Consider the following 21701-nt stretch of genomic DNA (forward strand, 5'->3'; position numbering starts at 1 on the left):
GGAACAAGACGCTTCAGCGTTGGCTGGTGGACACGGGTGCGGGTTATGTGGTGGAGGTCGTGAGTCGTCCGTTGGGTAGCAAAGGTTTCGTGGAACAGCCGCAGAGGTATACGGTGGAGCGGACGTTTGCGTGGCTGGGTCGATATCGTAGGCATAGCCGCGACTACGAGGTGCGTACGGAGTCGAGCGAGGCAATGATCAAAATCAGTTCAATTCATCGAATGCTCAGACTATTAAAAAAGGATGAGAAGAGGAAGCGTGCGGCCTTTAAATTCCGGGAAATTGAGGAAAAAGTTACCGGATAGCCTCTTAGTCTGTGGAGAATTCTTTCCGTCGATTTACGATCCCAAACCCTTGGTCTTTGTCTTAAAGATGGAGCTTTAAACTACCCTCTTGCAGCGATTGTTCCTTAGACAGTGGAAGCCCCAATGTCGCTCTATTCAAAGTTTGCTCACTAAATACAGAACTATCAATTTCGTCTAAACAATAAAAAGGGGACGTAACGAATATTGGCATACTTCCAATATTCGTTACGTCCCCTTTTTGCCTCCGATATCATCGAAATCACTGCCGATTTGAGCCGCGAAACCGATAACGCCTATCTGCGCTACGAAGGTTCGAAGGTGGCGTGGGTACCGAAAGCCTAGGTCGAGGACAATGGTGCCCGGTCAATAGTCCGGGCAGAACTGAACGTAGAACCTTGGCTCTTCCTCGGTGCCCGACCGCTTGAGTTTCTCCCCGACCCGCTCCATCGTCGCCTTGAGGTCGTCGTGGCTCAGGCATATCTCGAATTGGCCTTCGTAGCCGATGCTTCCCAGCGTCGCCCCGACGAACAGGTAGTACACCTCCTCGCCGTTCTCTGAGGCGAAACGCCCCCACCACGAGTCGAGTTGGCAGTGGCGAGCCAATTGTTGACGGGGGTCGCTCTTCGACTCCAGAAGTTCGTGCTCCCCCTCGGGTGTGGCATAGCGGATGCCGTAAAAGATGCGCGTTGAGTCTGCCCCCATGACTGATACCTCGAAACTTTCGCGGCCCTCGTCTACCGACCGCCAGGCGAGGGCCGGCCCGATTTGGCCGACTGCGGTTACCACACTGCCTGAGCCCCCGATGGTCGCGGTTCCCGATGACATTCTCGCACCTGACACCACCCCGTGCCAGTGGCTCGGCCACCTGACCACTCATGACCTGTTTGAGTTCTGTCAAAGAACGAACGGCTATCTCCCTGGGAAGAACACTATCGCCCCGGACGAGTCATCAACTTCGATTCCGAAGTGATCTCCTACCGCGATCGCCGGCCCGTTAGGCTGAAAAAAGATGAACCAGGATTTCCCAGACTCATCGATGCTGGCGTCCGAATTGTCATATTTTGACAGATTGATGCCATGTTTCAATGCGGCCTTTTTCGCAAGGTCTAATGCCTGGACTTTTGTAAGTTTAGTTTTCCCGAGAAATGGTTGCGGAGAGTGGTCCGGGGTTGGCCGGCATCCTGCGAGTAGGCACGCCAAGACGGGGAGCATCCACTTGAGTCGGTTGCGTGTCATGCCATCCCTCAAACTCGGACCAAATCGGTAGCGGGGCAGCGGATCAGCCTCCGTCCCCCAATCCTATCGGAGTGGAGAGTGGACGCCAAGTCGGGGATGGGCGATGCCCTTCGGGGTCGATTCTTTCCAAGCTCGCCAGATCAACCAAAGTCATAAACAGTCACGTCAATCCCGGTCAATTCCTCGGCGATGATCGGCTCGATTTCCTCCCATCGGCCACCGGCCAAGCCGCATCCGATCCGGGGCATGTGGACGCCCGCCTTCAACGACTTCGCCCCGACTGCCAGCTTCTTCAAGCAGGCACGCACGGCTTCGTAGCGGATCGGCGGTCCCTTAGCACTGTTCCTCATGCCCCGCTGGGCGATCATGTTGGCAACCCATACGTCGGGCTCGACCTTGACGAACTGGATTGACCCGAGGTCGAAGTCGTTCTTCGAGCGGTGCCACTCGCGGTAAGAGGCTTCCGGTTCATCCCAACGCTTCGAGATGGCGACGACGAAGCCCTTTCCCCAGCCGCCCAGGTCGTTGCAGATGTGGGCGATGATCTTGTTCCCGTTGCCCTGAGGCTGAGTCGCATCGCCCTTGGTGTATGTGATGATTGACATCCGAATGAGGATAGCACAAGGCAGTGAGATGCTAAACAGTGTGGGCGATGCCTTCGGCCCGCGTGCTTCCAGGGTCCGCTTCGCTCCCGTCCTTCGGACCGGCTTTGCCGCCTTCCACCCCGCTATCGCAAGTAAGGGGCTGCCGCCCCATCGCAGTCAAGCCCGAGCCCTTCGGGTGGTCAGCCGACTAATTTCCCCTCCGCTTCGCGGATTCCTCGCGGACGCTTCGCTCCAAATTAGCCGTCTGCCCAGGCTTGACAGCTCCCCCCGCCGTTCGCCACGTGGCAGAAGGTATGGTTCGCACCATACCTTCATTACCAACTCACGGAGAAACACCATGACCAAACCCTACACCTATTCGAGAGGCACCGACGGCTGCGATAAGACATTCGACATCCTGGACGGCGACGGAGAAATGCTCGTGGCGATCCACTTCTGGGAGCGCGAGACAGAGGCCGAAGCCGACGCCAAGCTGATCGTCAACGCCCTCAACGCCTACCAACCGAAGGAGTAGCCCCCATGAAAATCACCATGCTCGAAACCCGTAGGGGCACCGAGGATGGCTTCACCGTCCGCCGGTTCCTCAAGGGCGACACCTACGACGTCACCCACGCCCTCGCCGTCACTTTCATCCGGCAGGGCTGGGCCCTCAAGGCAGAGGAGTGAACGCCATGATCGACGATTTCATCCAATTCAAAAACCGGTGCGATTACGAACGCTACCTCGCCGAGGGCGGCACCCTCGATTACCTGCGATGGTTCGCCGAGCGGAATCGCCTCCGGGCCCAGGGCGATTAGGTGCCGGTTCACAGCGGAGCAGGGGAGGACGGGGCATGAAGCTCGTGTTTGACAGCTCATACCCGCCGGAGCAACTGACCGACGAATTCTGGGAGGAGCAGGTGCTCGACGCCTTTGCCGACTGGCTGCTGAAGGAGATGGAGCAGGGGAGGATGCGGCCGCCAGATACGTCGTGAAAGTGCTTGCTAAATAACGTGAAAGTGCTAGACAGAGAGGGCGAAGGTGTTACGGCCTCCGCCCGCCCCTAAACCGCTAAATGGAGTTAGCGATTATGACTCATCAGATACCACCTCGGGAAATATTGTCAAATCCCCCGCCCATCGTCTACGGTTCCGTGTGCTCGGGCATAGAAGCGGCCACGGCCGCCTGGCACTCTCTGAACTGGAAGCCAGCCTTCTTCAGCGAAATCGACGCCTTCCCACGTGCGGTTCTCGCCCACCATTACCCCACTGTCCCGTGCCACGGCGACTTCACAACCATAAAGGAAAACGACTATGCAGCTATCGATCTTCTCGTCGGAGGAACCCCTTGCCAAGCCTTCTCGGTCGCGGGACTTCGCAAAGGCTTTGCTGACGAGCGAGGCAACCTCACACTTGAGTTTATTCGGCTGGCTCAGAGGCTCAAGCCCCGCTGGTTGGTTTGGGAAAATGTCCCCGGTGTCTTGTCAATCGACGGAGGACGGGCGTTTGACTCCTTCCTCGGGGGGCTGGCGGAATGCGGGTATGGGTTCGCCTACCGGGTTCTTGACGCACAATTTTTTCGGAGTGCCACAAAGACGCAGGCGTGTGTTCGTTGTCGGATATCTTGGAGACTGGCGACCTCCCGCGACGGTACTTTTTGAGCCGGAAGGCCTGCTCAGGGATCTTACGCCGAGCCGCGAAAAGGGGGAAAAGCCTGCCCCCACAATTAGCTCACGCACTAAAGGCGGTGGCGGGCTCGGAACAGACTTCGAGTGCGACGGAGGATTGATCGCCCACGCACTCCGAGGCGAAGGCTTCGACGCGAGGGAGGCAAAAAAGGGGACGTAACGAATATTGGAAGTATGCCAATATTCGTTACGTCCTCTTTTCATTCTCAACCGTCTGCCTAAGGCCGTAGAGCGAACCGCGCCGATGGCATTCTTCTTCTTCTTCAGTATCACCGTGGTATGGTTTCACCGAGTCGGCCACCGCCTCGTACGTTTTCCCTTGCGGCCGTGGTATCGCGGGAAGACAGAACCCTCCTTCGCCGACATCCTGACGACCCTGAGGCGAGTCGGCTACGACGAGAAGACCGAGCAACTGCTGCCGAAACAGTGTGGGCTGAAAACCTGGATTGCCCAACTGACCGAGTTCCTCAGCCGCGCCGGGTAAGCCTACCGCACGCCTGGCCTACCGCTGCCAATACTCTTGCGGGATCGGGTCTCCGGGAGGAAAATCACCCCTCGGTCCGGTCGTAATCCGTCACGAAGTCTACGAAATTTAAATTCATTAGTGCGAATTCGAGCTACCTGAAATCCTCGAAACTTGAATTAAGAGGACGGAGCCTATCATCTGACTTCTTCTGTTAAATATAAAAACACAAAAGGAGACATAACGAATTAACGTCGACGTTCATCGGTTGATCCACGGGTTCGAAACATCGACTCAAGCCTGGGCCTACCTACGGCTTCCTTGAGCCTCCAGGCCCATCGCCCGTGGGTTGGCCCCGGTCCACCCAGGAACGCCGCTGCTCTCGCTCGCTCAAGAACAATGCGACTCAATTCGTTACGTCCCCTTTTCGTTTGTCGTCCCCTTTTCGTTTGTGGGAAGGGGACGACGCCCCACTCCGCGAAACCTGTGTGCCGATCGACCGCGACGCGCCCTAGGAAAAGGGGGGACCCCTTCGCGACGATCGCCCGCCGGACATCCGGCGGAGCATCCCGAGGCGGAGGCGGGGGCCTTTGGGCGAGGGGGTTTGGAAGGCGGCGACGAAGTCGGGGAGCATCAGGCCGATGCCCATCGCGAGGGCGAAGGTCAGGGCGGGGAAGACGCGGGAACGGGTCGCGGTCCGTTGGCGGGTCGACTTCGAGGAGTCGGACGCCGGTTGGTTGGCCGGGGAGGCGCATCCGGAGGCCACGGTCGCGGCGTCGCTTGGCGAGAGCGGACCCTCTCCGACGGAGGACGAGGTGAACGTGTCGGCGATCAGGGCGGTGGCCAGGAGCGGGAACCCGCCCGGGCCCCGGACCGCGACGACCGCCCCCTCTTCATTAGGCGGTGCGGCTCCGCCCCCTTCGGCCCCGGGCACGAGTTCGTCGAGCGCGAAGTCGGCGAGCGCGAGGCCGTGGGGGTCGACGGGGGGGACCGGGTCGCCGTCGGCGAGGATGCCTCCCAAAGGCGCGGCCGAGCGGGCCGGCAAGGGGCCGGTGGCGACCAGGACCGGCGTCGGGTTGTTGAGGATCGAGACGTTCGGTTGCGAGACGTTCGCCGTGAGCGACAAGTCGACCTCGTCGGCCGCGGTCGCCGGAGGGGGCGAGGGCAGGGGGGTCGTCCCGACCGGCGTCGTCCCCTGGTTGGGCGAGTTCGACGTGACGACCGACTGGCCGACCGTCGACACCGTGAACCAGTAGCCATCGGATCCCGAGCGGTTGACCGTGACGTCGAGCAGGGGCAACGACGCGGGGAGGACGTAGCCGAAGGTGGTGCCCGGCGTCGTCGACTCGCCGAGGACGATCGGGTTCCTCATGACCCTCATGACGTACGGCTCGGCCGACATGACGTATGTCTTCGTCGTCGAGTCGTCGTCGCTGCCGAGGAGGCTCACCTCCACGTAGAGCATCGTAGGAGGCTGTGCCTTATCTCCATCCCCCGAGACGTTCAGGACGAGCGTCTTGATGCCGGTCGCCGGATCCTGATAAATGTGCCCGGACAGATAAACACGCCCCGAAGGGTCGTACACGCTCACGGTCTCGGTGACCGAGCTGTCCGTCGAGAGCGACTGGATGTCGATCCCGAGCCGGTGCGTGGTGGAGTCGATGGGGATCCGGTAGAGGTTCGAGGACTGCCCCGGCACGAGCGAGTCTTCGACCCGGAGGTTGTCGACGTCCGGCAGGGGCATCGCGCTGCTCAGCGACCGGAACGCGATCGAGCCGCCGGTCACAAGGTCCGATCGGGGGGTACCCGGGTCGCCAGCGACGGAGTCGGCACCGTCAGGGTACGCGACGGTCCCCGCGCTCGGGCTCGCTTGATCCGTGAGGGCAAAGTCGGGGGCCGAGAGGGTGTGGGCCGACGTCACCGCACCGACCGCGAGCATCCGGCCCGAGTCGCTCGCACCATGCAAGGCGTCGAAGAATAAGGGATCGAGCGCGAACCAGCCCGGGATCAGCGGCCCATTATTTCCACTGCCAGTGCCCCCGCCCCAATGTTGACCCCAGAGGAGGGGCCCTTGGGGGGCGACCGAGGAGCTGGTCGTGGCGTTGAGATCGTTCGGCGAGATCGGTCCGGCGACGGGCAGCGGGGTCGGCGTCTCCGGGACGATGACCGAGGCGGACAGGGCTCCCGGCGGCTGGGGGCCCACGAACGTCGTCCCCGACGAGGCGAGCAGCCAGCGCGGTTCCAGGGCTTCGACGCGGTAGGAGGCGCGGGGCCGAGTCCGGCGGACGGAGGCGCAAGGGGACCGGCGCAGGCCCTTGGCCCAATCTCGGATCGACAACGAGGCCAGTCCTTCGAGCACGTTGAGCATCCGTGGCACCGGTTGACGACACCCGACATGCGATCATCGCATGGCCGCAGAACCTGAAACCCCGGCCGGACCCCGAGGGTTCAGGCACCGCTATCGTAGTTTAACGAGATTCGCCGCCAACTCCCGACAGCATTTTTCAAACGGCCGCTCGTCGACCCGAGATTTCTCAACACAACCACTTCAACGACCAGGCGTTATCAAAAATCCACCCCAACCCTGGCGGGTTACGACGCCCTGTCACCCCCGTCGCAAGGGATCGAATCGAGGGGGTTTTCGGCGGGAGGCATCTTCTACAGTCGGCGTCGCTCGAATCGACGGCCTCGCCTAAGATTTCCTCTTCCCGGCCGTGAAGGACGGCAGATGCCGGGATGGGGGGGTGATCTCGCCTTCCCGATCCGTCACGGCGTCGCAAGGAATCCGTTTGACAGCCTGGAACGGAGATCCCCTTGATATCGTCAAAAGAGCGGTCGTCGTGCGCACCGCCTTTCCCTTCGATCTGACGATGTGTTCCCCCTCGTTCACCCGACGTCTCGACTCGGAGGTCATCCCCATGATCCCTCGCAACGGCCAAGGTCTTGTTTGGCTGGGAGGAGTCTTCGCCGGACTCCTGGCCCTGGGCCTCTGCGTAGCCGCGACCCCCGAACCTGCGAAGCCGAGGCCGATCGCGGCCAGGGACGCCATCACGCCGCCGACACCGACGCTCTCGGCCGAAGTCGTCGCCGCGATGCAGGAGGGGCGTTACGCCGACGCCGAGGTGGCGCTTGGAAAGCTCGCGCAAGCGGCCAAGTCGGGGGACGAGGCGGCCTACTATGCCTGGGTCCGAGGCATCGCCCTGCGGCTCGACCGCCGGGGGGACGCAGCCAAGGAGACCCTGGCAGCGGCCCTGAAGGCGAACCCTCGGGGAACCTGGACGGCGAAGATCCGGTTCGAGCTCGCCACCGTCGAGCTCGCCGCGGGGCGGTTCGAGGACGCCGAGACACTCGCCAGGGCCGAGGCCGAGGCGTTGCTCGACCCCGCCCGGAAGGACCGGCTCGCGGAGGTCTACCAGGACTTCGCCCGCACGCTCCTGAAGCCCGCGGACCCGGTCACCCCGCCCGACCCCAACGGCGCCTATGAGCTGCTCGGCCAGGCGCGCGGGCTCGCGAAGGGGGAAGGGCTCCGGGCCCGACTCCTGCTCGCGATGGTCCGCGCCAGCCAGGCGGCGGGGAACCACGCGAGGGCGATCCAGGATCTCGCCGTCTACCTGAAGGAGTTCCCGAACGGTCCGGACCGGGCCGAGGCCCGCTTCCGCCACGGCGAGGCGTTGCGCGGGCTTGGGCAGGTCGTCCCGGCCCGGCTGGCCTGGGCCGACCTGGCCAGGGATCTCGGGGCCCTCAAACGCCCCCTCACGCCGAGCGAGGACGACACGAGGGCCAAGTCCCTCTTCGAGATCGCGAGGACTTATGGGATCCCGGCGCCTCCGGACGACACCAGCCTCGGGCTCGGCGTCGCCGCCCTCCGTCGGTTCCTCGCCGCCTACCCGGCCCACTCGTCGTCCGTCACGGCGAGTTACGAGATCGGCGCCTCGTACCTGTCCCGGGGGAAGAGCCAGGAGGCCCTCGAGGCCCTCAAGTCTTTCATCAAGGAGGACGGCTTCCGCGCCGAGACCGACGAGGCCAAGCGTGACCTCGCCCAACTCTCGATGACGGCCACCTACCAGGTCGGCCAGGTCCTCCAGGGGCAGCAGCAATTTGACGAGGCGATCGCCGCGTGGAAAGGCTACCTGGCCAAGTACCCGAACGGCCCCCAGTCGGCCGACGCCCAGCGGGCGATCCTCGACACCCAGATCCAGATCGCCGCCGACCACCTGGCCCACCGGCGGTTCTCCGAGGCCCGCGCGGCGTATCAGGCGTTCGTGAGCCAGAACCCGCTCGACGCCCGCGTCCCCGAGGTCCTCTTCCAACTGGGCGAAAGCTACCTCCAGGAGAAGGAGGCGGATAAGGCGATCGCGGCCTGGGAGCCGCTGCTGAGCAAATTCCCCCAGAGCGATCCCGCCTGGCACGCCCAGTTCCTGATCGCCGCGATCTTCGAGGACGAGAAGGGGGATCCCGCCGCCGCCATCGAGCGTTTCAAGAAGATCGCCGGCGAACCCTGGCACTCGCAGGCGGCCCAGCGGATCGCCGTGATGGAGGCGAAGTCGCTCACCGTCATCACCCCCAGGGCCTATCGCTCGGGCGAACGCCCTCGGCTCAAGATCGGGTCGAGGAACCTGGAGAAGCTCACCTTCACCGCGTACAAGCTCGACGCCGAAGCCTACTTCCGGAAGAAGCAGGCGCTCGAAGGGGTCGAGTCGCTCGACATCGGCCTCGTGCAGCCCGACGCCGAGTGGACGGCCGCCGTCCCGGGCTACGCCAAGTACAAGCCGGTGGAGAAGGAGTACGAGCTCGAGCCGTTGAAGGTCCCCGGCGTCTTCGTGGTCAAGGTGACCGACGAGAAGACGCTCCAGGCGACGACGCTGGTGCTCGGCAGCGACCTGGACGCGATCGTCAAAGTTTCGCGTGAACAATTGCTAGTATTCGCCCAGGACATGAAGACCGGCAAGGGACGGCCCGGCGCGCGGGTCCTCATCACCGAGGGGGGCAAGGTCGTCCTCGAGGCGAAGACCGGCGACGACGGGGTGCTGCTGAAGCCCTGGGACAAGCCTCGCGAAGGGAATTCGGCGCTTCGGTATCTCGTGCTCGACGGGCCCGACATCGCCGGCTCGGGGCTCGGCGTGCCCGACAAGGTGGCGCAGGGGCTCACCCCGCGTGCTTATCTCTACACCGATCGCCCCGCGTATCGGCCGGGCCACCGGGTCGAGATCCGGGGCGTGGTCCGCGAAGTCGTCGACGGCCAGTATGCCAACACACCGGGCGCCGTCTATCGGTTGGAGGTGGCGGATAGCCGAGGCCGACAGCTCGTCGCCAGGCCGGTCAAACTCTCGGAGTTCGGCACGTTCCACGAGGCGCTACCGCTCGACGAAGGGGCGCCCATCGGGACGTATCGAGTCCGGGTGTATCAGCCGGGCAAGAGCGACTTCACCGGGCAGTTCGAGGTCCAGTCGTACCAGTTGGAGAAGGTCGACCTCGCCTTCGACCTGAAGAAGACGGTCTACTTCCGCGGCGAGACGATCCGAGCCGAAGTCGTCGCCCGCTACCAGTACGGTTCTCCGGTCGCGAACCGACCGATCGACGTGCAGCTCCCCGACGGCCGGGTCGTGCACGGGACGACCGACGCCGAAGGCAAATATCACGTCGAGTTCCCGACCGAGGGGTTCGCCGAGGTCCAGTCGCTCCGGCTCATTGCCCGCCTGCCGCAGGACAACGTCGCCGCGATCGCTCGAGTGACGCTCGCGGTGCGGGCCTTCTCCATCGAGCTGGCGACGACCCGCGACGTCTACCTCGACGGCGAGTCGTTCGTGGTCAACGCCGAGACCGCCGACGCGCAAGGGGGGCCGAGCGGCGAGTCGCTCGCCGTCTCGGTGCTCAAGCAGGTCGAGCAGGCGGGACGGATCTCCGAACGTGAAGTCGCCAGGCAGGAGCTCAAGACCGACCCGAAGACGGGCCGAGGGTCGGCCTCAATGAAAGTCGAGGACGAGCAGGGGGGTCGTTACATCATCAGAGCCTCGGGCACCGACCGTTTCGGCAATCCCGTCGTGGCCGACCGCGTCCTGACGGTCTCCGGCAAGAAGGACGAGACACGGCTGCGGATCCTCGCCGAACGCCAGGCCTACAAATTGGGCGAGGACGCGAAGGTCAACCTCCACAGCCGAGGTAAGGCCGGCACCGCGCTGCTGACCTGGGAGGCCGATCGGATCCTGACCTACAAGGTCGTCCAGCTCCAGGAAGGGGACAACGCCCTCTCCTGGACGGTCGACGGGCCGCAATTCCCGAACTTCACACTCGCCGCGTCGCGGATGGCCGAGACGAAATTCGACGAGGCTCGCCTCGACGTCCGCGTGGAGCGTGACCTCCGCGTCTCGGTCAAGCCGACAAAGGAGGCCGTCGGGCCCGGCGATGAGATCGAAGTCGAGGTCTCGACCGAAGACCAGCTCGGGAAGCCCGTCTCCGCCGAGGTTTCGCTCGCCATGGTCGATCGCTCGCTCCTGCGGCTCTTCAACGACACGCTCCCGCCGATCACCTCGTTCTTCTACGACCAGACTCGCACCGGCGCGTTTGCGACCCAGTCGAGCAACACCTTCAAGTACACCCCGACGACCACGCCGGTCTCCGACGCGGTCGTCGAGGAGAACGAGCGAGCCAACGCGGTCGCGGCCAACGAAGCCGCAAGGCTGGGGGCGATCGAGAAGGCCCAGGACCAGGTGATGCCCCAGGCCCCGATGGCCATGCCCGCCCCGGCGCCGGCCGCGCCCGCCGAGGCCGGGCAGGCTCAGGCGTCGCGTCGGCTCTACCAGAAGTCAAGGAGTGCGCTCGGGCGTGGTGGACAGATGGGAGGAGGAGGATTTGCCAAGGAAGGGAGTGAATTCGAAGATCTCGCCTTCGATGCCCGTGACGCCGACGGACCGTCGGCCAACCGGAAGAGGAAGGACGAAAGCGGCCTCCGATTGGAAGCGCCGAAGCCGTTGTCGACTCGGCAACGCTTCGTCGAGACCGCCTACTGGAACCCCTCGGTCGTCACCGACACCCAGGGGAAGGCCAAGGTGAAATTCCGCGCCCCGCTCGCCCTCTCGGCCTATCAATTTTCGGCCCGAGGGACCTCGGGGGCCGACACGCTCGTCGGCCAATCGTCGGCGTCGATCTCGGTACGGAAGGACTTCTTCGTCGACCTGAAGGTCCCGGCCGCCTTGACCCAAGGGGACCAGCCGCGGTTCGTCGCCCAGGTCCACCACCTCGGGCTCGTCGGCAAGCTCGCGCTGAAGCTCGAAGCGTATGCTGGGGGCAAGGAGTCGACCGACCCGAAGGAGGTCGAGATCAAGGGTGACGGGGTCGAGGAGATCCTGTTCGAGCCGTTCGAGGTCCCCGACGGCGAGTCGGTGCGACTCACTCTGACCGCGACGCTCGGCGAGCGTACCGACCGGCTCGTGACGGAGGTACCGATCCGGCCTTGGGGCGTGCAATCGTTCGCCTCGGCCTCGGGGACGTCGAGCGACGACGCGACCGTCTTCGTAGGCCTGCCGACCGGCCGGTCGTATGAAAGCGCCGAGATGCTCGTGGTCGTCTCGCCGACGCTGCGTCGGATGCTGATCGAGCTGGCCCTCGGGCAGGAATTCTACCCGCTGGACACTCGCGTCAACACGTGCATTTTCCCTCCAACCCCTTATACGACGGCCGACCGCGCGGGGGACCTGCTCGCGGCGACGGAGGCGTTGGCCTACCTTCGCGCCTCGGGCAGTGCACCGTCGGCCGCCGAGGCCTCGCGCCTGACGACGAAGATCCAGGGGCTCGTCTCCGAACTGACCGCGCTCCAGAACGAGGACGGCGGCTGGCCCTGGGTGGTCAGCCGGAAGCGACTCCCCGACCAGAACGTCACGATCAATCCGAGCGACCGGGCGACCTCGGCCCGGACCGTCTGGGCCCTGGCTTCGGCCGAACCGCTCGGGCTCCTCACCGACCCACAAGCGCTCGAGAACGCCACCAACTACCTCGCGCAAGAGTACGCGAAGGCGGGTGAAGGAGACCGGGACACCCGAGCCCTCCTCCTGCACGCCCTGAGCACGCGACGCAAGGCGACGTTCGAGCAGGCCAACAGCCTGAACCGGGTCCGGCAGGGGCTCTCCGACGCGGCCCTCGGGTATCTCGCGCTGAGCCTGGTCAACCTCGACCGCGCCTCGCTCGCGGGCGAGGTGCTCGACGTCCTCTCGCCCCGCGCGAAGACCGAGGCGGTCGCGGCCGGGCAGCCGCGGCGGACGTACTGGGAAGGTAAGAGCTCGCTGCCCTTCAACCGAGGCCCGGTCGAGGCCACCGCGCTCGCCGCCCTCGCGTTCGCGAAGGCACGTCCCCAGTCCCCGGTGATCGCCGGGGCGGTCGAATGGCTCCAGACGCACCGACAAGGCGTCGGCTGGCAGCCCCACAAGGCCAAAGGGCCCGCCCTGGCCGCGCTGGCCGCCTACTACCGCAAGGCCGAGCGCGCCGAGGACCGCTACAAGCTCGTCGTCACGGTGAATGACACCCAGGTGGCGACGCTCGACGTCGCCGGGGCGACCGCGGGCAAGGCCGTCCTCGTCCCGCGTCGGGCCCTCAAGGCGGGCGCGAAGAACCGGGTCCGGTTCGACGTCGACGGGCGAGGGACCTTCGGTTACTCCGTCACGATGACCGGCTTCACCCGCGACCTCGCCGCGGACCAGGACCGGGCCGATCGGACCGCGATCGTGAACCGGCGGGTCTACCTCCCGGCCAGCCCCGAGCTCGACGGCAAGGTCCTCCCCACGGGGTTCCAGGTCGCCGTCAACGCCCAGGGCTTCGAGAACCTGGCGAGCCAGGTGGCCCTCGGCGGGCGGGCCCAGGTCCAGCTCGACGCCTACCGGATCACCCCCGCGGTCCAACCCGACTGGGAACGCGACGCACTCGTCGTCGAGGAGCACCTGCCCGCGGGCACGACCCTGATCGAAGACTCGGTCCAGTCGTCGGCCAGCTCGTACACGCTCGCCGACGGCGTGCTGACGTTCTACTTCGCGCCCGACCAGTGGCCGGGGGGGATCCGTTACGACGTCCACGGCTACCTGCCGGGCCGCTATCGGGCCCTCCCCGCGTCGATCCGGAGCGCCTATGAACCGGGCCGGAGCCACCTCGGCCAGACCGGCGACCTCCGGGTGCTCGCCCCCGGCGAGCCGAATAACGACCCGTACAAGGCCACGCCGGACGAGCTCTACGCCCGCGGCAAGGCCGACTTCGACGCCGGCCGCCTGGCCGAAGCCGGCGAGTCGCTCGGGTCGCTCTTCTCCGCGTACACGCTCCGCGACGACGTCGCCAAGGACGCCGCCCGGATGCTGCTCCTGATCCACATCAAGCGATACAATGCCCGCCTCGTCGTCCAGTACTTCGAGGTCGTCAAGGAGAAGGTCCCCGAGCTCGTGATCGCCTTCGACGACCTCCTCGTCGTCGGGAAGGCCTACCGCGACATCGGCGAGTTCGAGCGGGCCTCCCTCGTCTGGCGCGGGGTCGTCGAGGCGAGCTACCTCGAGGATGCGAAGGTCGGGGAGACGCTCCGCAATCGCGGCAAGACGCTCGAGGCGATCGCCTACCTCCTCGGACTTTGGCGAGAATACCCCGGTACCGCGTCGATCGAGGCCGACATGTTCGGCCTCTCCCAGGTCATCGCGCAGCGGGCCACGGTCGCGACGACCGACCCCGCGACCCGGCACGAGCTCGCCTCGGCCGGCGTGACCCGCTCCGAGCTGCTCCTCCAGTCGATCCGGCTCACCCAGTCGTTCCTCGCCCGGTCGCCGGCCGGCCCGCTCGCCGACGAGGCGAGCCTCGCCCTGGTCGGCTCGTTCCTCGAGCTCGAGGATTACGACGCCGTCGTCAAGCTCTCGGCGCGATTCGCGAAGCTCTATCCCAAGAGCTCGTTCCTCGACAGCTTCCAGTACAGCGAGGCCCTCGGCCAGTTCCACCTCGGGCGCTTCGACCGTGCGATCGAGGTCGCCGAGGCCATCGCCAAGGCCACTTATAAAGATCCGAACGGGGTCGACCAGCCGAGCCCGAACAAGTGGCAGGCCCTGTACATCCTCGGCCAGATCTACGACGCGAGGCAGCGGCCCGGCAAGGCGATCGGCTACTACGAGGCCGTGGCCGAGCAGTTCACCGACGCCGCGGGAGCCATCAAGGCCTATACACGCAAGGATCTGAAGCTCCCCGAAGTCACCGTCGTCCGCCCCGAGTCGAAGCCCAACGTCGCCGCAGCCCCCGGCCTCCGCGCCGTGGCACCGACCGCCCCGAAGGCGTTGGCCAAGCCGGGGGTCGAGCTCGGCTATCGCAACATCGCCGAGGCCGACGTCAAGGTCTACCCGGTCGACCTGATGCGGCTGTACCTCACCCGACGCAACCTCGACGCGATCGCCGGGATCGACCTCGCCGGGATCACCCCGCTCCTCGAGCGGAGCATCCCCCTGGGCAAGGGCGAAGACTACGCCGACAAGCTCAAGGCGATCGACCTCCCGCTGGAGAAGGAAGGGGCCTACCTCGTCATGACCCGGGGCGGCGACCTGTACGCCTCCGGGATCATCCTGGTCTCTCCCCTCGAGCTCGAGGTCCTCGAGGAGGCCGAGGCCGGACGGGTCCGCGTCATGGTCCGCGACGCCCTGACCAAGGATCCCGCGACCAAGGTCCAGGTCAAGGTCATCGGCGACGAGAACCATACCTTCTTCTCGGGCGAGACCGACCTCCGCGGCGTCTTCGTCGCCGAAGGCGTCCAGGGAGAAGTCACCGCCGTCGCCCGCCGAGGCACGGCCCAGTACGCCTTCTACCGCGGCACCACCCACGTGGGGCAAGCGACCAAGGCCGAAGCCAATGCCCCCGCGCCCCAGTTACCGAACGAAAAGCCGGGCGCTCCCGCGCCAAGCCTTGAGCAAAACATCCAGATGCAGAACGGCGCGAACCAGATGCGCCAGATCGAACGGCTCCAGAACCGCTACAACCAGGGAGGCCAGGGCGGTGCCGCCGCCAAGGGCTTCAAATAATTGTTCACCCAGAAGCCCGATTTCTTCCGAGAAATCGGGCTTCTGAGCGGCAGACGCCGACGTTGCCAGCGGCAGACGTCGGCGTCCTCCGGGTCGGAAGCTCGCCTCTCGCATGAGCCCGCGGGGGGCCACAACGATCCATCACCCATACGTTCGCAATCGCCGACGACTCGTCCCCAGAATCCCTGCCACCCATGGTCGACATATGCGTCGAGGCGACCTCCCATCATCATCGTCCACCGCCCCTCAGCAGCGCTCACGGCATGTTCATTTCTCGTTCCCACGGTCTCCGTGGGAATGCCGCCCTCGACGCTCCGCGTCGGCATTTCGGGCCGCACGGACGCGACACGGTCCTGATCAAACCGCCCTCGCCGATGAGGGATCGAATCGGGAGTCCCGCCAGGGACTCATCGGCTCGCTCCCACGGTTTCCAGGCGGACTTCCGAGGCCGGAAAAAAAGGACGCGGAGCGTCCGAAGACCGCATTCCCGCGGAGACCGCCCAAACGCGTGATTGATCGCTCACAATTTATTTGCAAATTATGCGTAATCAATCAGCCCTATTTTCTCCATGATCGCCCTGACGCTTGAGAGAGCGGCGAACCTTCGATTTCAACAGCGTGAGAATGTGCCCGGCTCGCTCGTAATGATTGATCTCGGCTTGCTCCTCAAGGCTCAGAGTCCCTTCTTGAGCCTCGGCCGAAAGTAGACGCATCCGATCTAGAGCGGTTAACCTTCGAGTGGCATCTCTTCGATACAAGCCCGAAGCGCAAGCGAGTGAATCTTCTTCGATTTTTCCTGTGGAAATTCACTCGCTTGCGCTTCGGGCTTGTAAAAAGTCATTCCGCAGGAGCCATCGGGTGTTTGCAATCCGAGCGTGATGCGCTTTAGATCAGCTTGAGGGAAGCCCATGTTCAGTATCGCCTCCGCGGCAGCCAGGGGACAGGTCGATCGCGAAAGTCAGCTGGCGAGGGTGACCGAGGGGAGGAAGGCGTCGCTGAAGATCTCCTTCGAGTTGGCCCCCTTCAAAAAGACCGCCTTGCGGAGGGACCGCACCATGGTCGGGTTGCCGCAGAGGTAGACCCGGCGTCCTTTGAAGTTCGGGATCCGACCGAGGACGACCTTGTCCAGCGTGCCGGCCTGGATGTCATCGAGGCCATCGCCTTCGACGCAAGAGGGGATGTAGCGGAACCAGGAGTGCTCCCGCTCCAGCTCGCGGAGGCGATCGACGAGATACAGGCCACTGCGATCGCGGGCGCCGTGGAACAAGGTTACGGGGGCCTTGTGTCCGTGTGCGGCCGCGTCCTGGATGATCCCGAAGAGGGGGGCGAGGCCGGTGCCCGTCCCGGCGAGGACAATCTCCTGGTCGACTGTGCCCGGGGCGTAGAAGCAGTCGCCGGACGGACCTTGCACAACGACCCGGTCGCCCGGTCGGGCCTCGTCGGCCAGCCAGCGGCTCATCCGGCCATCGGCGAGGACCCGCACGTGCAGCTCGAGGTAGGGGTCCCTGGCGGGGAGGCTCGCGATCGAGTAGCTCCGTGCGACGCCATCATGGATCAAGGTCAGGAACTGCCCGGCTCGATACGCGAACGTCGACTCGGGCTCGAGGAGGACTTTGAGGACCGTCTCGCTCAGCCATTCGATCGACACGATCGTGACCCCCGTCCGCCCGAGCCCCTCGCCGCCGAGGTCGACGGCCATCGGGCTCGAGGGCCAGGCGAGGCACGCCAGGAAGTAGCCCTGGGCCTTCAGGCTGTCGTTCAGTCCGGCCTGGGCCGCCTCGGGGACCCGACCTTCGACGGCCCGCATCAAGCAAGACCGGCAGGCCCCGGCCCGGCAAGAGTGGGGGACCGGGTGGCCCTCCCGGAGCAGGGCCTCCAAAACGGTCTCTCCGGGGTTGAGCTCGGTCGCCTGCCCCTCGAACGTCACCTTGGTCATAAACGAGGACCTCACTTCCCAACCACGACCGGCCGATTGAGGACGTCGTCGCGGACCGAATCGGCGAGGGCCGCCACTCGACCGATCCTCGCCTCATCGACGCCCAGTTCCCGGAGCGTGTCGCCGAGGTGCGCGATCACGATGTCGACGTGACTGTCGTTCAGTCCCCTGGCCACCAGGTGCTTGTGGCCCTCGCGCATGTCTTGCCCCGAATAATGGTTCGGACCGCCGAAAACCATCGTCAGGAACGCCTGTTGCTTGGCAATCTGGCGGTCCATGTCGGTGTCGTCGAAGAACGGGGCCACCCGGTCGTCCATCAGCATCCTGCGGTAGAAATCCTCGACCGCCGACTCGACCGCCGCGGCACCGCCAAGTTCGTCGTAGAGAGTCGCCATGCGTCCTGTCCTCATGAGAAATCCGGCCAATTCCCGGGCCTGCCGCAATGAACGGGTGCCTTTAGGGGCGTCCGCGTGTCCGTTGTGGGCACCTCGTGGTGACCTGCCGACTGTCAGGGGACCGTTCTCTTGGCAGGCCCGCCGAGTTTTCCCGGAGCGGAAGTCCCAGTCCGACGTTTCTTCCTTGCGACAGACCCGAACTAAATCAGGCATTCAGAATACCCATTTATTCGGTCGGCCTTGGGAATTGTCAACCCTGGCATAATGTCTTGGTAAAGGCCGATCGATTGGAGGCGAAGTCTTGCACTTGACCCAGTTCTCGGACTACTCGTTGCGAGTGGCGATCTATCTCGCCGCGCACCCGGACGAACCGGTCTCGGTCGATGAGATCAGCCGGAGCTACGGGATCTCTCGCAACCACCTGACGAAGGTCGTCCGGCGGTTGACCGACCTGGGCGTGGTGGCGTCGACTCGAGGGCGGAGCGGCGGCTTCCGGCTCGCGATGCGCCCGGACGAGATCAACATCGGCTGGCTCTTGCGCCAGACCGAGCCCCACTTCCACATCGCCGAGTGTTTCGACCCCGTGACCAACACCTGCCCGATCTCGCCCGCCTGCGGCCTCAAGGGGGCCCTGTCGCGGGCACAGCAGGCGTTCCTCGACGTCCTCGACGAGTACACTCTCGGGAGCTTCCAGAGTCAGTGCGGTCGACTGGTCCCCCTCTGGGCCGCGTTCCGCGATGCGGACCCCGATGTGTAGTCGGGCACCCCACAACGCGAGTCCGTGGCGGTTCACGGCTCGAGTGTGTCAGGCCTGTTCCGAGTCGGAGTTCACCGTTTGACCTTTATTGATATACCAATAACGCAAAATTTATGGATCACGACCATCAAACTCTCCCGGCCGACCTCCCCAACCCCATCGATGATGGAGCCGCATCCCACCTCGAAGGAGCCCGGCTGCCGAACCTCGCGCTTCCATCGACTTCAGGCGGCACCCTCAATCTCGGAGATCTGGATGACGCGGTGATCTTCGCCTATCCGAGGACGGGGATGCCGGACCGGGCGCCCGGGGACGACTGGAATGCAATCCCGGGGGCTCGCGGCTGCACCGCGCAGGGATGCGCGTTCCGCGACCTCCGGCGTGAATTCGAAGCCGTTGGCGTCCGCGTCATCGGCCTGAGCACCCAATCGACCGAGTATCAGCGCGAATTCGCCGAGCGGACTCATTTCCCGTTCCCGATCCTCTCCGACGCCGACCTCACGCTCGCCCGGACTTTGCGATTGCCGACCTTCGACTTCGACGTCGCCTCGATCGGCGGCGGCGGCCCCAACACCCTGCTCAAGCGCATGACGTGGTTCGTCGAGCAAGGGACGATCCGCAAGCTCTGGTACCCGGTCTTCCCGCCCGACAAGAACGCCGACGACGTCCTGGACTGGTTACGTTCGAGAGACCAGTCCTGAGGGTCGAGAAACCCGAGTGGATCGGCGATCATCCGTGCAAATCATCACGATGAGGGGCTGGTCGGCGATCGGCCGCCGGACGGCTAACGATCCCTCCGACCCCCTGGCTCCGACGACCGAGGCCCCGAGGCAAGACGACCGGCCCCTCGGCTTCGGAGATCGTCGGATGTCGAGCCTTGGGCTCGCACCTTGAGTCGGCCCGGACTCTCGGGCTATAACCGGGATGTCGCTGAACGTTCCATCAACGGGGAGAGCACCGATGATTCGTCGCTGGATGTTGGGCCTGACGCTCGCCGCGCTGGCCACGCCGGGGTTCGCCGCGGCTCCGGAGAAGGGGAAAGAGACCGTGAAGGACGCCAAGACGGGGACCGAGGCCGAAGCCTGCGAGTGCTGCAAGGACGGGACCTCGGCGCAGCGGGTCTTCGAGATGCGGACGTACGTCACCCACGAGAACCGGCTCGACGCCCTCAACGCTCGCTTCCGCAACCACACCAACACGCTCTTCAAGAAGCACGGGATCCAGATCGTCGGATACTGGACGCCCCAGGACGAGAAGGACGGCAAGAAGGACAAGCTCGTCTACCTGCTCGCCTATCCCAGCCGAGAGGCCGCCGACGCCTCGTGGAAGGCCTTCCGCGCCGATCCCGAGTGGCAGAAGGTGGCCAAGGAGAGCGAGAAGGACGGCAAGATCGTCAAGCAGGTCGAGTCCGTCTTCTTGAACCCGACCGACTACAGCCCGATCAAGTAGGTATCCGTCCCGAAACCCGGCCTTCTTCAAAACCGGGTTGGCTCATCGGCCGTGTGATGTCGCTCCTGCGAGATTTGGGTAGCGCCGGTTGGAACAACCGGCGCCACCCTTGATCCGCGACCTCCCGTACCGATTTCACACCGTGTATCAACCGCGTTCCTATCGGAGACGGCCTCAAGATCCCCGAGAGGGGGCGTCCGCATCGACCGCGTTAGAAATCCGGTGATGGAGAAAGATCCGGGTTTCAGTAGCGAAGAAACGATAAGAGCATAAATCAACGACGACCGATGGTGTCGTTGACGGCGAGTTGGAGGCTCTCGCCGATCCCCTTCTGGCGGATCCGCTCGACGTCGGGTCGGCAGGCGAAGAGGGCCTCGATGACCTGGGGGTCCCACTGGCTGCCGGCCCCCGAGCGGAGGATCTCGTCGACCTTCGAGGATGACATCCGGCTGCGGTAAGGCCGCGTGCTCATCATCGCGTCGAACGCGTCGGCCACGGCCAGGATCCGCGCCTCGAGCGGGATCTGGTCGCCCGCGAGGCCGTAGGGATAGCCGTTGCCGTCGAGGTTCTCGTGGTGGTACTGGACCCCCGGCAGCAGGTGGCGGAGCCGCTCGAGGTCGGCGAGGATGTGGACCCCGATCTCGACGTGCGACTGGATCTCCCGGCGCTCCTCGGGGGTGAGCGGCCCCATCTTCTTGAGCACGCGGTCGTCGATCCCGATCTTGCCGATGTCGTGGAGCAGGCCCATCAAGTAGAGGTCGTTGCGCTGGTTGACGCCCACCCCCATCTGCTGGGCGATCCGCACGGCGATGCGTGCGACGCGCTCGGAGTGGCCCGAGGTGTACGGGTCTTTCGCGTCGATCGCCGCGGTCAAGGCGCGGATGACGCCGAAGAAGAGGCCCTTCAACTCGCCGTAGATCCGGGCATTCGCCTGCTGGTTGGCGATGAGCGAGGCGACGGGCTGGAGGATCTCGACCAGCGACGCGGGGAGGGGCCGGCCTTCGACGGGCTCCAGGGCCACGAGCCAACCGTTGGCCCCGTGGCCGTCGGCGGCGACGGCGATCACGCGCCAGGGGGTCTTGCTCGGAGCGCCGATCGGCAGGGTCTCGACCCGGCTCGGGATGTCGCGCGACCCGGGTACCAACGCACGAAAGTCCTCATGACGCAGCCCGGCGACCGCCCCGCAGACGATCACGGCGTCATGAGGATGACCGGGGATCCAGGCCACGGCGGCGATCCCGAGGGCGTCCCGGAGCGCGAAGCTCGCGAGGTTCTGGAACCGCTCGGGGGGGTCGGAGACCTTGAGTCGGCGGATCAGGCGGGCCAGCAGCAGATGCTCGTCGGACACGGACCCCGCTGAGGCATGGCTCGCGGTCTTGGTCTTCTCGAGCGCCGCGGCCTCCGCTCGCAAACGGTCGGAGACCTCTTGCCCCCAAGAGCGGAGGGCCGGGGCAGGGCAGGACGGGCCCCAACCGGACGAGCGAGCGGGTTCGACCGAGGACGCGAAGCCGGCCAATCCGAGGAGATCTCCATGGCCGGCACGCGGCACCGGGAAGGCGAGCCAGGCCGGTTGACTCTCACCCTCCGGCCGCCAGACTCCCGCACGGGCCGTTCCATACCCATTGGCCACCAGCGTCGCGATCAACGCCACATCGACGACGGGGAACCAATCCCTCACCGCCACGTCCCCCGACCACGCACGCCAGCCTCGACCCGGGGCCGAAGGATCGAGGAGCCCGACCGGAGCACCGAACTCGCGCGCAAGCTGATCGGCCAGGTCGCCGAGTTCGCCCGCGACGCTCATTCCTGCCATTCCCTGCGCACCGTCTTCGTGCGCCGCCAGCCTCAAGCCATGCATGCACAAGCCTC

Annotated in this window: 16 protein-coding genes and 2 pseudogenes; 11 read left to right on the forward strand and 7 right to left on the reverse strand. The window is 65.0% G+C overall.

Annotated features, from left to right (window positions below; genetic code table 11):
• Positions 1-305 (forward strand): annotated as a pseudogene (locus tag ACYOEI_RS30540) (IS5 family transposase); the annotation flags it as partial.
• A gap of 363 nt (positions 306-668) precedes the next feature.
• Here the strand turns inward: ACYOEI_RS30540 and ACYOEI_RS30545 are convergent.
• Complete coding sequence (locus tag ACYOEI_RS30545; RefSeq protein WP_462853479.1) at positions 669-1007, reverse strand: hypothetical protein; 339 nt, start codon at positions 1005-1007, stop codon at positions 669-671.
• Between the two features lie 674 nt (positions 1008-1681).
• Positions 1682-2146, reverse strand: coding sequence for a macro domain-containing protein (locus ACYOEI_RS30550; protein WP_462853480.1), 465 nt, complete (start codon positions 2144-2146; stop codon positions 1682-1684).
• A gap of 337 nt (positions 2147-2483) precedes the next feature.
• Between ACYOEI_RS30550 and ACYOEI_RS30555 the strand changes: the two genes are divergently transcribed.
• From ACYOEI_RS30555 to ACYOEI_RS30580, 6 genes and pseudogenes are all read left to right on the forward strand, one after another.
• The gene (locus ACYOEI_RS30555) at positions 2484-2660 is read left to right on the forward strand and encodes a hypothetical protein (protein ID WP_462853482.1); all 177 of its coding nucleotides are present in this window, start codon (positions 2484-2486) and stop codon (positions 2658-2660) included.
• 5 nt (positions 2661-2665) lie between these two features.
• Entirely contained in the window at positions 2666-2812 is a 147-nt protein-coding gene (locus ACYOEI_RS30560; RefSeq protein ID WP_462853483.1) for a hypothetical protein, read from the forward strand.
• Positions 2813-2817: 5 nt separating this feature from the next.
• A complete protein-coding gene (locus ACYOEI_RS30565) occupies positions 2818-2943 on the forward strand; it encodes a hypothetical protein (RefSeq protein ID WP_462853484.1) in 126 nt (41 codons plus the stop codon).
• 35 nt (positions 2944-2978) lie between these two features.
• Positions 2979-3119, forward strand: a complete 141-nt coding sequence (locus ACYOEI_RS30570) for a hypothetical protein (protein ID WP_462853485.1) — start codon at positions 2979-2981, stop codon at positions 3117-3119.
• 143 nt (positions 3120-3262) lie between these two features.
• A pseudogene (locus tag ACYOEI_RS30575) lies at positions 3263-3965 on the forward strand (DNA cytosine methyltransferase); the annotation flags it as partial.
• A gap of 90 nt (positions 3966-4055) precedes the next feature.
• Positions 4056-4295 carry a hypothetical protein gene (locus ACYOEI_RS30580; RefSeq protein ID WP_462853487.1) on the forward strand — a complete coding sequence of 80 codons (240 nt, stop codon included), beginning with the start codon at positions 4056-4058 and terminating at the stop codon, positions 4293-4295.
• Between the two features lie 490 nt (positions 4296-4785).
• Here the strand turns inward: ACYOEI_RS30580 and ACYOEI_RS30585 are convergent, their stop codons facing one another.
• The gene (locus ACYOEI_RS30585) at positions 4786-6633 is read right to left on the reverse strand and encodes a hypothetical protein (RefSeq protein WP_462853488.1); all 1848 of its coding nucleotides are present in this window, start codon (positions 6631-6633) and stop codon (positions 4786-4788) included.
• Positions 6634-7192: 559 nt separating this feature from the next.
• Between ACYOEI_RS30585 and ACYOEI_RS30590 the strand changes: the two genes are divergently transcribed.
• Positions 7193-15295 carry an MG2 domain-containing protein gene (locus ACYOEI_RS30590; RefSeq protein WP_462853490.1) on the forward strand — a complete coding sequence of 2701 codons (8103 nt, stop codon included), beginning with the start codon at positions 7193-7195 and terminating at the stop codon, positions 15293-15295.
• A gap of 727 nt (positions 15296-16022) precedes the next feature.
• Here the strand turns inward: ACYOEI_RS30590 and ACYOEI_RS30595 are convergent.
• Genes ACYOEI_RS30595 through ACYOEI_RS30605 form a run of 3 tightly spaced genes read right to left on the reverse strand, consistent with a single transcriptional unit; the run spans position 16023 to position 17626 of the window.
• Positions 16023-16205, reverse strand: coding sequence for a hypothetical protein (locus ACYOEI_RS30595; protein ID WP_462853492.1), 183 nt, complete (start codon positions 16203-16205; stop codon positions 16023-16025).
• Positions 16206-16253: 48 nt separating this feature from the next.
• Positions 16254-17231, reverse strand: coding sequence for a 2Fe-2S iron-sulfur cluster-binding protein (locus ACYOEI_RS30600; RefSeq protein ID WP_462853493.1), 978 nt, complete (start codon positions 17229-17231; stop codon positions 16254-16256).
• An 11-nt stretch (positions 17232-17242) separates the two neighbouring features.
• On the reverse strand, positions 17243-17626 hold the full coding sequence (locus tag ACYOEI_RS30605; protein WP_462853495.1) for a group I truncated hemoglobin: 384 nt from the start codon (positions 17624-17626) through the stop codon (positions 17243-17245).
• A 301-nt stretch (positions 17627-17927) separates the two neighbouring features.
• Between ACYOEI_RS30605 and ACYOEI_RS30610 the strand changes: the two genes are divergently transcribed.
• The 3 genes from ACYOEI_RS30610 (at position 17928) to ACYOEI_RS30620 (ending at position 19832) form a co-directional block, all read left to right on the forward strand.
• Complete coding sequence (locus tag ACYOEI_RS30610; RefSeq protein ID WP_462853496.1) at positions 17928-18383, forward strand: RrF2 family transcriptional regulator; 456 nt, start codon at positions 17928-17930, stop codon at positions 18381-18383.
• Between the two features lie 113 nt (positions 18384-18496).
• Positions 18497-19084 carry a peroxiredoxin gene (locus ACYOEI_RS30615; protein ID WP_462853498.1) on the forward strand — a complete coding sequence of 196 codons (588 nt, stop codon included), beginning with the start codon at positions 18497-18499 and terminating at the stop codon, positions 19082-19084.
• A gap of 259 nt (positions 19085-19343) precedes the next feature.
• On the forward strand, positions 19344-19832 hold the full coding sequence (locus ACYOEI_RS30620; protein WP_462853500.1) for an NIPSNAP family protein: 489 nt from the start codon (positions 19344-19346) through the stop codon (positions 19830-19832).
• A 274-nt stretch (positions 19833-20106) separates the two neighbouring features.
• Here ACYOEI_RS30620 and ACYOEI_RS30625 read toward each other — a convergent pair whose 3' ends face one another.
• Positions 20107-21636: an HD-GYP domain-containing protein gene (locus ACYOEI_RS30625; RefSeq protein WP_462853501.1), complete on the reverse strand. Its 1530-nt coding sequence runs from the start codon at positions 21634-21636 to the stop codon at positions 20107-20109.
• Between the last annotated feature and the right edge of the window lie 65 nt (positions 21637-21701).

The organism is Singulisphaera rosea, from assembly GCF_054877945.1.

What these genes read in the sequence shown, in the direction of transcription:
- ACYOEI_RS30620 (WP_462853500.1), top strand. Translation starts at nt 19,344, where the DNA reads ATGATTCGTCGCTGGATGTTGGGCCTGACGCTCGCCGCGCTGGCCACG.
- ACYOEI_RS30565 (WP_462853484.1), top strand. Translation starts at nt 2,818, where the DNA reads ATGATCGACGATTTCATCCAATTCAAAAACCGGTGCGATTACGAACGC.
- ACYOEI_RS30550 (WP_462853480.1), bottom strand. Translation starts at nt 2,146, where the DNA reads ATGTCAATCATCACATACACCAAGGGCGATGCGACTCAGCCTCAGGGC.
- ACYOEI_RS30595 (WP_462853492.1), bottom strand. Translation starts at nt 16,205, where the DNA reads ATGGGCTTCCCTCAAGCTGATCTAAAGCGCATCACGCTCGGATTGCAA.
- ACYOEI_RS30560 (WP_462853483.1), top strand. Translation starts at nt 2,666, where the DNA reads ATGAAAATCACCATGCTCGAAACCCGTAGGGGCACCGAGGATGGCTTC.
- ACYOEI_RS30555 (WP_462853482.1), top strand. Translation starts at nt 2,484, where the DNA reads ATGACCAAACCCTACACCTATTCGAGAGGCACCGACGGCTGCGATAAG.
- ACYOEI_RS30580 (WP_462853487.1), top strand. Translation starts at nt 4,056, where the DNA reads ATGGCATTCTTCTTCTTCTTCAGTATCACCGTGGTATGGTTTCACCGA.
- ACYOEI_RS30615 (WP_462853498.1), top strand. Translation starts at nt 18,497, where the DNA reads ATGGATCACGACCATCAAACTCTCCCGGCCGACCTCCCCAACCCCATC.
- ACYOEI_RS30545 (WP_462853479.1), bottom strand. Translation starts at nt 1,007, where the DNA reads ATGGGGGCAGACTCAACGCGCATCTTTTACGGCATCCGCTATGCCACA.
- ACYOEI_RS30625 (WP_462853501.1), bottom strand. Translation starts at nt 21,636, where the DNA reads ATGAGCGTCGCGGGCGAACTCGGCGACCTGGCCGATCAGCTTGCGCGC.
- ACYOEI_RS30590 (WP_462853490.1), top strand. Translation starts at nt 7,193, where the DNA reads ATGATCCCTCGCAACGGCCAAGGTCTTGTTTGGCTGGGAGGAGTCTTC.
- ACYOEI_RS30605 (WP_462853495.1), bottom strand. Translation starts at nt 17,626, where the DNA reads ATGGCGACTCTCTACGACGAACTTGGCGGTGCCGCGGCGGTCGAGTCG.
- ACYOEI_RS30600 (WP_462853493.1), bottom strand. Translation starts at nt 17,231, where the DNA reads ATGACCAAGGTGACGTTCGAGGGGCAGGCGACCGAGCTCAACCCCGGA.
- ACYOEI_RS30570 (WP_462853485.1), top strand. Translation starts at nt 2,979, where the DNA reads ATGAAGCTCGTGTTTGACAGCTCATACCCGCCGGAGCAACTGACCGAC.